The organism is Paracoccus sigandri, assembly GCF_003709565.1.
Taxonomy (GTDB): domain Bacteria; phylum Pseudomonadota; class Alphaproteobacteria; order Rhodobacterales; family Rhodobacteraceae; genus Paracoccus; species Paracoccus siganidrum.
Map to the genome: position 1 here is coordinate 119,627 of NZ_QNRC01000012.1, position 13,460 is coordinate 133,086.

General features: G+C 68.4%; 9 protein-coding genes. 4 read left to right on the forward strand and 5 right to left on the reverse strand.

The window, feature by feature from the left end; translation table 11 throughout:
* The first annotated feature begins 3 nt into the window (after positions 1–3).
* Entirely contained in the window at positions 4–1,083 is a 1,080-nt protein-coding gene (locus C9E82_RS12840; protein WP_119896566.1) for a BMP family ABC transporter substrate-binding protein, read from the forward strand.
* 173 nt (positions 1,084–1,256) lie between these two features.
* Here the strand turns inward: C9E82_RS12840 and purU are convergent, their stop codons facing one another.
* The 4 genes from purU to C9E82_RS12860 all read right to left on the reverse strand — a co-directional run bounded on the left by purU (position 1,257) and on the right by C9E82_RS12860 (position 6,806).
* Complete coding sequence (purU, locus tag C9E82_RS12845; protein WP_119896567.1) at positions 1,257–2,141, reverse strand: formyltetrahydrofolate deformylase; 885 nt, start codon at positions 2,139–2,141, stop codon at positions 1,257–1,259.
* Positions 2,142–2,334: 193 nt separating this feature from the next.
* Positions 2,335–3,501 (reverse strand): M20 aminoacylase family protein, encoded by a 1,167-nt coding sequence (locus C9E82_RS12850; protein ID WP_119896568.1) that lies wholly within the window; start codon positions 3,499–3,501, stop codon positions 2,335–2,337.
* Between the two features lie 132 nt (positions 3,502–3,633).
* The gene (locus C9E82_RS12855; RefSeq protein WP_119896569.1) at positions 3,634–4,977 is read right to left on the reverse strand and encodes an NAD(P)/FAD-dependent oxidoreductase; all 1,344 of its coding nucleotides are present in this window, start codon (positions 4,975–4,977) and stop codon (positions 3,634–3,636) included.
* A complete protein-coding gene (locus tag C9E82_RS12860) occupies positions 4,974–6,806 on the reverse strand; it encodes an ABC transporter ATP-binding protein (protein ID WP_119896570.1) in 1,833 nt (610 codons plus the stop codon). The genes C9E82_RS12855 and C9E82_RS12860 overlap by 4 nt, the downstream gene beginning before the upstream one ends.
* Positions 6,807–7,072: 266 nt before the next feature.
* Here C9E82_RS12860 and C9E82_RS12865 point away from each other — a divergent pair, with 266 nt between their 5' ends.
* The 3 genes from C9E82_RS12865 (at position 7,073) to C9E82_RS12875 (ending at position 10,984) form a co-directional block, all read left to right on the forward strand.
* Positions 7,073–8,776 carry a peptide ABC transporter substrate-binding protein gene (locus C9E82_RS12865; RefSeq protein ID WP_119896571.1) on the forward strand — a complete coding sequence of 568 codons (1,704 nt, stop codon included), beginning with the start codon at positions 7,073–7,075 and terminating at the stop codon, positions 8,774–8,776.
* A 212-nt stretch (positions 8,777–8,988) separates the two neighbouring features.
* On the forward strand, positions 8,989–9,996 hold the full coding sequence (locus tag C9E82_RS12870; protein WP_119896572.1) for an ABC transporter permease: 1,008 nt from the start codon (positions 8,989–8,991) through the stop codon (positions 9,994–9,996).
* Positions 9,989–10,984, forward strand: a complete 996-nt coding sequence (locus C9E82_RS12875) for an ABC transporter permease (protein ID WP_119896573.1) — start codon at positions 9,989–9,991, stop codon at positions 10,982–10,984. Before C9E82_RS12870 ends, C9E82_RS12875 begins: the two co-directional genes overlap by 8 nt.
* A gap of 133 nt (positions 10,985–11,117) precedes the next feature.
* On the opposite strand, the gene C9E82_RS12880 is transcribed toward C9E82_RS12875, so the two are convergent.
* Complete coding sequence (locus tag C9E82_RS12880) at positions 11,118–13,454, reverse strand: aldehyde dehydrogenase family protein (RefSeq protein WP_119896574.1); 2,337 nt, start codon at positions 13,452–13,454, stop codon at positions 11,118–11,120.
* Between the last annotated feature and the right edge of the window lie 6 nt (positions 13,455–13,460).

Here is a 13,460-nt window from a genome sequence, read left to right on the forward strand (position 1 = left end):
CCGATGAATCGCAGACAACTCATGGCCAGCGTGGCCGCGCTTTCGGCCGTCACCCTCGCCCAGCCGTCCTGGGCGCAGGAGGAACCGCTGAAGGTCGGCTTCATCTATGTCGGGCCGGTGGCGGATGGCGGCTGGACCTATCAGCACGACCAGGGCCGGCTGGCCATCGAGGCCGAATATGGCGACCGCGTCCAGACCACCTACCTTGAGAATGTCCCCGAAGGCACCGATGCCGAACGCGCCCTGACCCAGCTGGCGCTGGCCGGAAACGACGTGATCTATGCCACCAGCTTCGGCTACATGGATGCGGTGATCAATGTCGCGGCCAAGTTCCCGGACGTGAAGTTCGAACACAATACCGGCTACAAGCGGGCCGAGAATGTCGGCACCTATGACGGCCGCTTCTATGAAGGCCGCGCCGTGATGGGCACGATCGCGGGCCGGATGACCGAATCGAACAAGATCGGCTATATCGCCACCTTCCCGATCCCCGAGGTCCTGCAGGGCATCAACTCGGCCTATCTGCATGCGAAGAAGGTGAACCCGGATGTCGAGATGCGGGTCGTCTGGGCCTATACCTGGTTCGACCCGGCGAAAGAGGCCGACGCCGCGACCGCGCTGATGGCCGAGGGGGTGGACGTGATCCTGCAGCACACCAACTCGACCGCGCCGCTGGCACAGCTTCAGCAGGCGGGCAAGATCGGCTTCGGCCAGGCCAGCGACATGTCGGCCTTCGCCCCCTCGCCGCGGGTGTCGGCGGTGGTGAACAACTGGGGCGCGCATTACGTGAAAAGCATCGGCCGGGTGCTGGAGGGCACATGGCAGCCCGAGGCGGTCTGGGGCGGGATCGGCGACGGCATCGTCGCCATCGGCGAGATCACCGAGGCCGTCCCGGCCGAGGTGAAGGCCGAGGCCGAGGCCCTGCGCGACGCCATCGCGGCCGGCGAATACCACCCCTTCACCGGCCCGCTGAACAAGGCCGACGGTTCGGCCTGGCTGGCCGAGGGCGAGGTGGCGAAGGACGAGGACCTGTCCGGCATGAACTTCTATGTCGAGGGCATCACCGCCGAGATCCCGCAATAGCGCAGGCGAAGAAAGGGGGGCGCTGCCCCCCGTCCCTGCGGGACTCCCCCCGGGATACTTAAGCCAAGATGAAAGACATCCGCCGCTTTCATCTTGGCGCAAATATCCTGCGGGGGGAGTCGCGCGGCACGCGCGGCGGGGGGCGCAAAGCCCCCCTCTTGCGACGGTCGGGCCTAGCCCATCCGCTCGGAGGCATAGCTTCCGGGCGAGGCCGGGAAGACCACCGTCTTGTCGCCGTTCAGGAACACCCGGCGGTGGATATGCGCATGGATCGCGCGGGCCAGCACCTGGCTTTCCACGTCGCGACCGAGGCTGACGTAATCCTCGGGCGACTGCGCGTGGGTCACGCGGACGGTGTCCTGCTCGATGATCGGGCCCTCGTCGAGGTCGGCGGTGACGTAATGCGAGGTCGCGCCGATCAGCTTCACGCCGCGCTCATAGGCCTGCTTGTAGGGGTTGGCGCCCTTGAAGGACGGCAGGAACGAGTGGTGGATATTGATGATCCGCCCCGACATCTGCCGGCACATCTGGTCCGACAGCACCTGCATGTAGCGCGCCAGCACGATCAGTTCGGCGCCGGTCTCCTCGACCACGGCCATGATCCGCGCCTCGGCCTCGGGCTTGTTCTCCTTCGTCACCCTGATGCAGTGGAAGGGAATGTCATGGTTCACCACCACCTTCTGGTAATCCATGTGGTTCGAGATCACCGCCACGATCTCGATCGGCAGTGCCCCGATCCGCCAGCGATAGAGAAGATCGTTCAGGCAATGGCCGAAGCGCGAGACCATGATGACGACCTTCATCTTCTCGGCATCGTCCGAGAATTCGGCCTGCATGTCGAATTCATCGGCGATCGGGGCGATGCCCGCCTGCAACGCCTCCAGCGTCGCCGCGCCCTCCGAGCGGAAGCTGACGCGCATGAAGAAGCGGCCGGTCTCGGCGTCGTCGAACTGGGCGCTGTCGGTGATGTTGCAGTCCTGCCGGGCCAGGAATCCCGAGACGGCGGCGACGATGCCACGGGTCGATGCGCAGGTGACGCGCAGCGTATAGGTCTTCATCTTGAGGATCGGCTCCCTGTCATATGGTGAGGCGCGCGGTTGGCGGCGCGGGGTGCGAGCATTAAGGGGCAATGCCGGCCGGGCGGCATCGCATTTCCGACACCGCTCCGAATGGCTGCGACATCGCGCCCCGAGATGCCGGGACGCGCGCGGTCCGTCAAGCGGTCGCGGGGCGCGCGCGCGCGGCCGGGTGTCAGGCAGCCGGCATCCGCGCCTCGATCATGCCGGCATACCAGCTGGAGCCGGCCGGAATCGCCTCGTCGTTGAAATCATAGGCCGGGTGGTGGACCATCGCCGTGTCGCCATTGCCGACGAAGATATAGGCGCCGGGGCGTTCGTTCAGCATGTAGCTGAAATCCTCGCCCGCCATCATCGGGCGATAGTCCAGGTCGACCCCGCCGGCGATGTCGCTGGCGACTTCGACCGCCCAGTCGGTCGCGGCCGCGTCATTGACCGTCACCGGATAGCCGCGCTGATAGTCGATCTCGGCCACCGCGCCCATCGCGGCGGCGACATTGCTGGCGACGCGGCGGATGGCCTGTTCCATCTGCTCGCGCACCCCGTCGTCGAGGCTGCGGGCGGTGCCCTTCAGCCGGACCACCTGCGGGATGACGTTATGGGCCGTCGAATCGGTCTCGATCACGCAGACCGACATCACCGCGTTCTGCAGCGGGTCGATATTGCGCGCGACCACCGATTGCAGCGCGACGACGATCTGGGCGGCGGCCAGGGTCGTGTCGATGCAGTCATGGGGCTTGGCGGCATGGCCGCCCTTGCCGGTGACGGTGATGTCGAACTGGTCGGCCGCCGCCATGACCGGGCCGGGGCGGATCGCGAAACTGCCGGTGGGCAGGCCGGGCATGTTGTGCATGCCGTAGAACTCCTGGATGTTCCAGCGGGTGACCAGCCCGTCCTCGACCATGGCCTTGCCGCCGCCGCCGCCCTCTTCGGCGGGCTGGAAGATGACGATGGCGGTGCCGTCGAAATTGCGCGTCTCGGCCAGGTATTTCGCCGCGCCCAGCAGCATCGCGGTATGGCCGTCATGGCCGCAGGCATGCATCTTGCCCGGCACTTTCGAGGCATGGGGCAGCCCGGTCTGTTCGGTCACCGGCAGCGCGTCCATGTCGGCGCGCAGGCCCACGACGCGGCCCTTCGTGTCGGTCCTGCCGCGGATCACGCCGACGACGCCGGTGCGCCCGATCCCCTCGACCACCTCGTCGCAGCCGAATTCCCTGAGCAGGCCGGCGACGCGGCCGGCGGTGCGATGCACCTCGTAGAGCAGTTCGGGGTTTTCGTGGAAATCATGCCGCCAGGCGGTGATTTCGGGCAAAAGCTCGGCAAAGCGGTTCTTGACTGGCATTTTCGGTCTCCTTCAACGCGCAGGATGAGAGCTTTGTGCAGAGTCTGCAAGTGCGGAGAGGAGGGTCGGCGTCCAGACCGGGGGTCCCCCCCGGACCCCCGAGGTATTTGGAAGGAGTGCGAGGGGCGGGGCTCAGAGATCCGGGCCGAGGATCATCGGCGAGCCGTCCGAGAAGCGCGAGAAGCGGAAGCGCGTCAGGTCGTGTTCGGGGGCGCGGCCCTGGATCAGGTCGGCCATGACGCGGCCCACGCCGGGGCCGATGCCGAAGCCGTGGCCCGAGAGGCCGGTGGCGATGAACAGGCCGGGCAGCGGGGCCCGGTCCAGCACCGGCACCTGGTCGGGCGTGGCGTCGATCATCCCCGCCCAGGCGGCGCGCAGGACCGGCGGCCCGGCCTGCGGGAAGGCGGCGGCGAAGTCGCGGCGCAGGCGCTCCAGCCGGGCGGGATCGGGGGCGGGATTCAGCACCCGCATGGCCTCGAAGGGCGAGGGGCGGTCGTTCGGCCAGCGGCGCGGCGTGGTCCAGGCGTCGGGGAAGCCGCGCGGCGCGGCGGGTTGCAGCCGGGTCTGGCGCAGGTCGCGGCGGATCTGCGGCAGCCAGGCGCGCAGGTGGCGCAAGGCCGCGGGGCCGATCCAGAAGTCATGGCCGGTGCCGGGCGCCAGCGTATAGCCGCCATCGGCGCGGCGGCGGAAGGCGAAGCCGGGATCGGCGGCGGCGCCGGACCAGAATTCCGCCATCGGCCGGGTGGCGGCGACGGTGGCGCGCACCGACAGCTGCGGCAGCGAAAGCCCTGCATTGGCGGCGAACAGCCCCGACCAGGCACCGCCCGCCAGCAGCACGCGCTCGGCCCGGACCGGCCCGTCCTCGGTCATCACGCCGGCCACCCGGCCCGCGCGGATGTCGAGGCCGCGCACGGCGCAATGTTCGCGGATCAGCACGCCCTCGGCATGGGCCAGGGCCGCGATGGCGGGCACCGCGGCGCCGGGTTCGGCGCGCATGTCCGAGGGCGTGGTCAGCGCCCCCACCCAGCCCGCGCCATTGGGCAGGATCCTCGCCAGTTCCGCCCGGCCGACCAGCCGGCTGTCCAGGCCATGGGCGCGGGCGACATCCAGCCAGGCTTCGTAGCGGTCCAGCGCCGCCTGGTCGCGGGCCAGGTAGCTGACGCCGCAAGTGGCCAGGCCCAGCACGTCGCCCAGATCCTGCGCCAGCGCGCGCCACAGGCGGCGGGCGGTCAGCATCACCGGGATCTCGGCCGCGTCGCGGCCCTGCGCGCGCACCCAGCCCCAGTTGCGCGAGGATTGCTCGGCCGCGACCAGCCCCTTCTCGAACAGCGCCACCCGCACCCCGTCGCGCCGCAGATACAGCGCCGTCATCACCCCGGCGATGCCGCCGCCGATGATCGCCACGCCGGTTTCCTGCGGCAGCGCGTCGCGGAAACGCGGCGGGCTGGCGGCATCGACCGGCGCGGCCAGGATCATGAATGCGTCACCGGATCGACCAGCACGCGATGGCCCGGCGCGACCTCGCGATAGATCGAAGCGGCGGGCTGGTGGTCGACCGGATGGATCGGCGAGGGGATGGGCCGGAAGGTCAGGTCCTCGCGGATCTTCTTCTGGCGCGGATCGGCGACCGGCACCGCCAGCATCAGCTGCTTGGTATAGCTGTGCTGCGGGTTCTCGAAGACCTGCTGGCGGGTGCCCATCTCGACGATGCGGCCCAGATACATCACCCCCACATGATGGCTGACGCGTTCGACCACGGCCATGTCGTGGCTGATGAACAGCATCGAGATGCCCAGGTCCTGCTGCAGTTCCAGAAGCAGGTTCAGCACCTGCGCCTGGACCGAAACGTCCAGCGCCGAGACCGCCTCGTCGGCGACGATCAGCTTGGGGTTCAGCGCCAGGGCGCGGGCGATGGCGATGCGCTGGCGCTGGCCGCCCGACATCTCGTGCGGATAGCGGCGCATGAAGCTGCGCGGCAGCTCCACCCGGTCGAACAGCGCGGCGATGCGGTCCTGCCGTTCGCCGCGATTGCCGATGCCGTAGTTCTGCATCGGCTCGGCCACCTGGTCATACAGCTTCATATGCGGGTCGAGGCTGGCGAAGGGGTCCTGGAAGATCATCTGCATGTCGCGCCGCGCCCGGCGCAGGCCCGATTGCGACAGCGCCAGGATGTCGGTTCCGTCCAGTTCGACCTTGCCGGATTCGGGCTCCACCAGCCGCAGGATCGAGCGGCCGCAGGTCGATTTCCCGCAACCCGATTCGCCGACCAGGGACATGGTCTCGCCGGCATTGATGGTGAAGCTGACATCCTCGACCGCGTGGACATGCGCCACCGTGCGGCGCAGCACCCCGCCCTTGACGGCAAAGCGGGTCTTCAGGTTCTCGACCTTCAGCAGCGGCCGGGGATCGCGGGCGACGACGGGCGCGGTCTCCTCGATGCCGCCGGCCTTCATCAGCCGCATCGGCTCGGGCGCGGGCTTGCCGGTCATCTCGCCCAGGCGCGGCACGGCGGCCAGCAGCATCTTCGTGTAATCCTCGCGCGGGGCCTCGAAGATCTGCTCGACCGGGCCTTCCTCGACCTTGTTGCCGCGATACATGACGACCACCCGGTCGGCCATCTGCGCGACCACCGCCATGTCATGGGTGATGAACAGCACGGCGATCTGCTTTTCCCGCTTCAGCCGGTCGATCAGCGCAAGGATCTCGGCCTGGATGGTCACGTCCAGCGCCGTGGTGGGTTCGTCGCAGATCAGCAGGCGCGGCTCGCAGGCCATGGCGATGGCGATCACGACGCGCTGGCGCATGCCCCCCGACAGCTCGTGCGGATACTGGTCCAGGCGCCGCTCGGGCTCGGGGATGCGCACCTGCCTGAGGATCTCCAGCGCGCGGGCGCGGGCCTGCGCCTTGCTCAGCCCGCGATGGGCGATCAGCCCCTCGGTCAGCTGGTCGCCGATGGTGAAGACCGGGTTCAGCGCCGTCATCGGTTCCTGGAAGATCATGCCGATCTGGTTGCCGCGAATGTCGCGCATCGCCGGGGTGGACTGGGCGGCCAGGTCGATCACCTTGCCGCCGCCGGCGTCGAACATCAGCCGCCCGCCCGCGATCGTGCCGCCGCCGAATTCCACCAGCCGCATCAGCGAAAGCGAGCTGACCGACTTGCCCGAGCCGGATTCGCCCACCACGCAGACGCATTCGCCCGGCCTGATCGAGAAGCTGACATCCTTGACGCCCACCACGACACCATCGGCGGTTTCGAATTCGACCCGAAGTTTCTCAATGGAAACAAGAGGTTTTTCGTCCAGCATCGGCAGCCCCTTCCATCTTTCAGGCATGGAGGCTAGCCGCAGCCGCGCCAAAGTCAAAGCCGAAACATCACGTCACACCCCGCGCGATAAGTCTTGCTTTCAGAACGGGCTTTGGCGGAAACTGCACCCATTCCGCGGGGATGGCGGGCAACAAGCAACACCCGAACGAACGGGGCAAGCACGAAGGACAACACGGTCGCGAAAACCGGATTGTGGCGCCCGACGCCCATGCCCCAGCGGGCCAGAACTTCCAACAGGAGAGAGAAATGAAACTGAGGACCTTGTTGATGGGCGCGGCCGCCGGGGTGGCATTCGCCCCCGCCGCCTTCGCCGAACGCGGCGCCGACGGTCAGGTCAACATCATCTACTGGCAGGCCCCCTCGACGATGAACCCCTACCTGTCGTCGGGCACCAAGGATGTCGAGGCGTCCAGCCTGGTGCTGGAGGGCCTGGCGGGCTTCACCGAGACCGGCGAGGTCATCCCGCGGCTGGCCGCCGAGATCCCCAGCCTGGAGAACGGCGGCATCAGCGAGGACCTGAAGACCGTCACCTGGAAGCTGAAGGAAGGGCTGAAATGGTCCGACGGCACGCCCGTCACCTCGGCCGACGCGAAATTCACCGCCGAATACTGCCTGCATCCCGAAGGCGGCTGCGCGCAGGCCGCGCGCTATGAGGGCATCGAATCGATCGAGACGCCCGACGACCTGACCGTCGTCATCAATTTCCGCGAACCCCGCCCGAACCCCTTCACCGCCTTCACCGGCGCGCAATCGCCGGTGCTGCAGAAGGCGCAGTTCGAGGCCTGCCTCGGGCCCGCGGCCTCGACCTGCACCGAGCAGAACTTCAACCCGATCGGCACCGGGCCCTTCCGCGTGACCAGCTTCCGCACCAATGACGTGGTGTCGCTGGAGGCCAATACCGAATATCGCGACCCCGCGAAGCCGCGCTTCGCGACCGTGACGCTGAAGGGCGGCGGCGATGCGGCGGCGGCGGCGCGTTCGGTGCTGGAAACCGGCGAATACGACTATGCCTGGAACCTGCAGCTGGCCCCCGACGTGCTGGCCGGGATGGAGGCCGCGGGCCGCGGCAAGCTGGTCGTCGCCTTCGGCACCCTGGTCGAGCGGATCGAGATGAACCTGACCGACCCCTCGTCCAGCCTGCCCGAGGGCGAGCGCTCGACCACCCAGCACCCGCACCCGATCCTGTCGGACGAGCGCGTCCGCCGCGCCCTGTCCATGGCCATCGACCGCAGCCTGCTGACCGAGATCGGCTATGGCGAGGCGGGGCGGCCGACCTGCAACTATGTGCCGGCGCCGGAAATCTTCGCCTCGGACAATACCGACTGCCTGGAACAGGACATCGAGGGCGCCAAGGCGCTGCTGGAGGAAGCCGGCTGGACCGTCGGCGCCGGCGGCATCCGCGAGAAGGATGGCGCGCGGCTGTCGCTGCTGTTCCAGACCTCGGTCAATGCGGTGCGCCAGGACTTCCAGGCGCTGATCAAGCAATGGTGGTCGGAAATCGGCGTCGAGACCGAGCTGAAGACCGTCGATCCCTCGGTGTTCTTCGGCGGCGACGCGGGCTCTCCCGACACGTTCCAGAAGTTCTATGCCGATGTCGAGATGTATGCCAACAACTTCGACGGCACCGATCCCGAGCCCTACCTGGCGCAGCTGACCTGCGAGAAGATCCCCGGCCCGGACACCCAGTGGCAGGGCGAGAACGTCAACCGCTATTGCAACGAGGAATATGACGCGCTGATCGTCGAGCTGGGCAGGACCGGCGAGATCGAGCAGCGCGCCGAGATCGCCAAGGAGCTGAACGACATGCTGACCAGGGAAAGCATGACCATCGTTCCGCTGGTCGATCGTGGCCGGGTCTCGGCCCATTCCAACCGGCTGGGCGGGGTCATCCTGAATACCTGGGACAGCGAGCTGTGGAACGCCAGCGACTGGTATCGCGTCACCGAGTGACGCGACGCGACCGCAAGCCCCGTGCCTGGCCGGCGCGGGGCGCATACCCGATGAGGTCACGACAGTTGCGAAAGACCCCGCCGCGATGACGACAGCGCCCATACCGGCCCCCGCCCCGACCGCCGCCGCGCCCGGCGGCCGGGAAGGTTCGCCCTGGAACGTCGCGGAACGGTCGCGCGCGAAATGACCCGCAACCCTCGACGGAGGTTCGGATGCTGACTTTCACCTTGCGCCGCCTGCTGCTGGCGGTGCCCACGCTCCTGTTCATCTCGCTGGTGATCTTCCTGCTTCTGGAAGCCTCGCCCGGCGATCCGCTTGGCGACGTGCCGCTGACCGTGCCGCCCGAGGTCAAGGAACGGATGCGCGAGGCGCTGGGGCTGGGCCAGGCCTGGTACATCCGCTATGCGCTGTGGCTGAAGCAGTTCTTCTGGGTCGAGCCGCTCTACTGGTTCGACGGCGTCTTCGGCACCGCGTTCAGCGATGGGATGCAGCGCATCATCAGCTTCCAGTCGCGCAGCCCGGTCTTCGACGTGATCGCGCAGCGCCTGCCGCAGACGCTGACCGTGGTCGGCATGTCCTATCTGGTCGGCGTGCTGATCGCGATCCCGATCGGGATCATCTCGGCCTATCGGCAATATTCCTGGTTCGACCAGCTGGGCACCTTCGTGTCGATGGTCGGGTTTTCCATGCCCACCTTCTTCACCGGCGTGGTGATGATCATCGTCTTCGCGGTGAACCTGCAATGGTTCCCCTCGGTCTATGACACGACGCACCGCGTGACCGACTGGGACAGCTTCATGGTGCAGGTCCGCCAGATGGTCATGCCGGTGACGGTGCTGGCGCTTTACAACGCGGCGCAGATCAGCCGCTTCATGCGCGCCTCGATGCTGGACAACCTGGGGCAGGACTATGTGCGCACCGCCCGCGCCAAGGGCCTCAGCGAGCGGGTGGTGGTGCTGAAGCACGTGCTGCGCAACAGCCTGATCCCGGTGGTGACCGTGATCGCGCTGGGACTGCCCACCGTCTTCGGCGGCGCGATCATCACCGAGCAGGTCTTCAAGGTGAACGGGCTGGGGCAGCTGCTGATCTCGGCCATCCACGCCAACGACATCCCGATGGTGCTGACGCTGACCTTCCTGTTCGCGATCCTGATCGTGCTGTTCACCCTGATCGCCGACATCCTCTATGGCGTGCTGGACCCGAGGATCCGCTATGACTGACACCGAACGCCAACAGGCCCTGAACACCGCCGAACTGGTGGACGAGACCGCCGCTTCCGCCGGCCTGACCGGCACCCTGCCCCCCGACACGCCGCAGGTGGCCGGGGGCGAGACCCGCAGCCAGTGGCGCGACGTCTGGCGGCAGTTCCGCAGCCATCGCGGCGCGATGATCGCGCTGGCGCTGTTCATCCTGACGATCCTCTTCGTGTCGGTCGGGCCCTGGCTGTGGACCATCGACCCGACCTATGTCGACATCCGCGCCCGCAATTCCGGCTTCTCGGCCGCCCATCCGCTGGGAACCGACCAGCTGGGCCGCGACCTGCTGGCGCGGCTGATGGCGGGCGGGCGGGTCTCGATCGCCGTCGGCCTGACGGCGATGGTCATCGCGATCCTGCTGGGCAGCCTGATCGGGGTGCTGTCGGGCTATTTCCGCCGGCTGGACGCGCCGCTGATGCGCATGACCGAGCTGTTCCTGGCCCTGCCGCTGCTGCCCTTGCTGCTGCTGATGGTCACGCTGTTCCGCGAGCCCTTGTCGAAGAACTTCGGCCCGGCCACCGGGATCTTCCTGCTGATCGTGACCGCCATCGGCGCGACCAGCTGGATGCAGGCCGCCCGGATCGTGCGCGGCGAGGTGCTGGGGCTGAAGGAGCGGGAATTCATCCTGGCCGCCAAGTCCATCGGCACACCCCCGCACCGGATGATCCTACGCCACATCCTGCCCAACGTGCTGTCGCCGATCATGGTCGCGGCCACGCTTGGCATCGCCACCGCGATCATCACCGAATCGGCGCTCAGCTTCCTGGGCCTGGGCTTCCCGCCCGACTTCCCGACCTGGGGGCGGCTGCTGTTCGATGCGGTGGACCAGATGGTGCTCTATCCTTGGCGGGTGATCCTGCCGGGCCTGTTCATCTCGCTGACGGTGCTGTGCGTCAACTATATCGGCGACGGGCTGCGCGACGCGATGGACCCGCGGATCCGCGGGCGCTGAACGAAGAAGGGGGGGGCGCTGCCCCCCGTCCCTGCGGGACTCCCCCCGGGATATTTTCGCCAAGATGAAAGGGATCGTTTTCATCTTGGTAGAAATATCCCGGGGGTCTGGGGGCAGCGCCCCCAGCCTTGCCTCAATAGGCCAGGCTGCCGGTTCCCGCCGGCAGGGCGCCATAGGGCAGCCAGACGGTCTTCATCTGCACGGCATGGCGCAGGAAGTCCTCGCCCTGGGCGGCGGCGCTTGTCCAGTCGCGATGGGCGGGCGACCAGACCGGCTTGAGGTTGCCGCAGGCCGCGCGCTCGACCGCCGCCAGGCTGTCGGGCGGGCCGACATGCCACATGGCCGCGACCTCGTCATGGGCGGCCAGGACGGGGGCCAGGTCCTTCCGGGCGCCGGTCACGATATTGACCACGCCGCCCGGCAGGTCCGAGGTGTCGAAGACCTGGTAGAGATCGGCCAGCGCCAGCGGATTGTCCTGGGCGGGGATCGCCACGACGCGGTTGCCCATAGCGATGGCCGGCATGACCAGCGACATGAAGCCCGCCAGCGGCTGCGCATTCGGGCAGGCGATGCCCAGGATGCCCCAGGGTTCCGGGATCACGTTGACCAGATGGCCCGGTTTCGCCTGCACATTGGCGCCGTCGAACTTGTCGGCCCAGGCGGCATAGTGGAAGGCGCGGGCGATGGCGGCCTCGATCTCGGGCTTGCCGGTCAGGGCCGCGAAATCGGCGGCACGGGCCGAGAGGTTCTCGGCGATGTAATACAGCACCTGCGCGCGGGCATGGCCGCCCATCGCCGCCCATTTGCCGGCCTTGGCGGCGGCCTCGACCGCGTTGCGGATATCCTTGCGGTTCCCCAGCGGCGCCAGCCCGCCCGGCACCGCATAGGAGGCGCCGCCATCGGGCCGCTTCTGCGCCCCACCGATATAGAGCTTGGCGGTGCGGTCGATGCCGCCCGCCTGCCCCGCCCCGCCATCCGGCGCGGCGGTCACGGGCTTCGGCGCGGGTTCCCTGGCCGGCTTGACCTCGGGCGGCGCCAGGTAGTCCAGCATTCCGGCGCGCCCGCCCTCGCGCCCGAAGCCGCTTTCGCGCCAGCCGCCGAAGGGCGCCGCCGCGTCGAACAGGTTGGCGCTGTTGATCCAGACCACGCCGGCCTTGATCCGCGCCGCCAGGTCGGTCGCGACCGTCGCGCTTTCCGACCAGACCGAGGCGGCGAGGCCATAGCGGGTATTGTTGGCCAGCTCGGCCGCCTCGTCGGCGGTGCGGAAGGTGGACAGCGTGGCGATGGGGCCGAAGATCTCCTGCTCCATGCCGGGATTGGCGGGGGCGATGTTCTTCAGATAGCCCGGCGCGATGAAGCAGCCCTGCCCCGGCTGGCCGCCGACCAGTTCGGCGCCCGCATCGGTCGCCGCGGCGCAGATCGAGATGATGCGGTCCTTCTGGACCGGGTCGACGATGGCGCCGATATCGGTGGACTTGTCCAGCGGTGGGCCGACCCGCAGCCGCGCCATCCGCGCGCCCAGCAGCGCCTCGAAACGCGCGGCCACGGCCTCGGCCACCAGGATGCGCGAGCCGGCGCAGCAGACCTGGCCCTGGTTGAACCAGATCGAATCGACCACGCCCTCGACCGCCGCGTCCAGATCAGCGTCCTCCATGACCACGAAGGGCGACTTGCCGCCCAGTTCCAGCGTCAGCCCGCGGCCGGTCCCGGCAAGGCGGCCGGCGATGGCGCGGCCGACCTCGGTCGAGCCGGTGAAGGCGATCTTGTCCACCTCGGCGCCGACCAGCGCCGCCCCGGTCTCGCCATCGCCGGTGACGATGTTGACGACGCCTGCCGGCAGGCCGACCTGCTGGCAGATCTCGGCGAAGGCCAGGGCGGTCAGCGGCGTGTATTCGGCGGGTTTCAGCACGACCGTATTGCCCGCCGCCAGCGCCGGCGCGATCTTCCAGGCCAGCATCAGCAGCGGAAAGTTCCAGGGGATGACCTGGCCGCAGACGCCAAGCGGCGCATGGCCCGGAAAGGCGTTGTCGCGCAGTTCCGCCCAGCCCGCATGGTGATAGAAATGGCGCACGACCAGCGGGATGTCGATGTCGCGCGATTCGCGGATCGGCTTGCCGTTATCCAGGCTTTCCAGCACCGACAGGAAGCGTTCGCGCTTCTGCACATGGCGGGCCAGCGCATAGAGATGCCGCGCGCGCTCGGATCCCGACAGCTTGGCCCAGCCGCGCTGCGCCTTGCGGGCGGCCTTGACCGCCTGGGCGATGTCGTCAGCCGTGCCCTGCGTCACCTCGGCCAGCGCCTCGCCCGTCGAGGGGTCTCGGGTGGCGAAGGTCCGGCCCGGTCTGGTGAAGGCGCCGCCGATGAAATGGCCGAAGGCGCCGTGGCGCTTCAGCCAGTCGCGCACGGCGCTGCTGTCCTCGACCGAGGCGCCGTATTCCATGGTCTCCATGATCTCGCTCACGCTGCTCATCGGTCC

Coding starts and splice junctions, on each gene's coding strand:
- C9E82_RS12860 (WP_119896570.1), bottom strand. CDS start 6,806: ATGCTGGACGAAAAACCTCTTGTTTCCATTGAGAAACTTCGGGTCGAA.
- C9E82_RS12880 (WP_119896574.1), bottom strand. CDS start 13,454: ATGAGCAGCGTGAGCGAGATCATGGAGACCATGGAATACGGCGCCTCG.
- C9E82_RS12850 (WP_119896568.1), bottom strand. CDS start 3,501: ATGCCAGTCAAGAACCGCTTTGCCGAGCTTTTGCCCGAAATCACCGCC.
- purU (WP_119896567.1), bottom strand. CDS start 2,141: ATGAAGACCTATACGCTGCGCGTCACCTGCGCATCGACCCGTGGCATC.
- C9E82_RS12875 (WP_119896573.1), top strand. CDS start 9,989: ATGACTGACACCGAACGCCAACAGGCCCTGAACACCGCCGAACTGGTG.
- C9E82_RS12840 (WP_119896566.1), top strand. CDS start 4: ATGAATCGCAGACAACTCATGGCCAGCGTGGCCGCGCTTTCGGCCGTC.
- C9E82_RS12870 (WP_119896572.1), top strand. CDS start 8,989: ATGCTGACTTTCACCTTGCGCCGCCTGCTGCTGGCGGTGCCCACGCTC.
- C9E82_RS12855 (WP_119896569.1), bottom strand. CDS start 4,977: ATGATCCTGGCCGCGCCGGTCGATGCCGCCAGCCCGCCGCGTTTCCGC.
- C9E82_RS12865 (WP_119896571.1), top strand. CDS start 7,073: ATGAAACTGAGGACCTTGTTGATGGGCGCGGCCGCCGGGGTGGCATTC.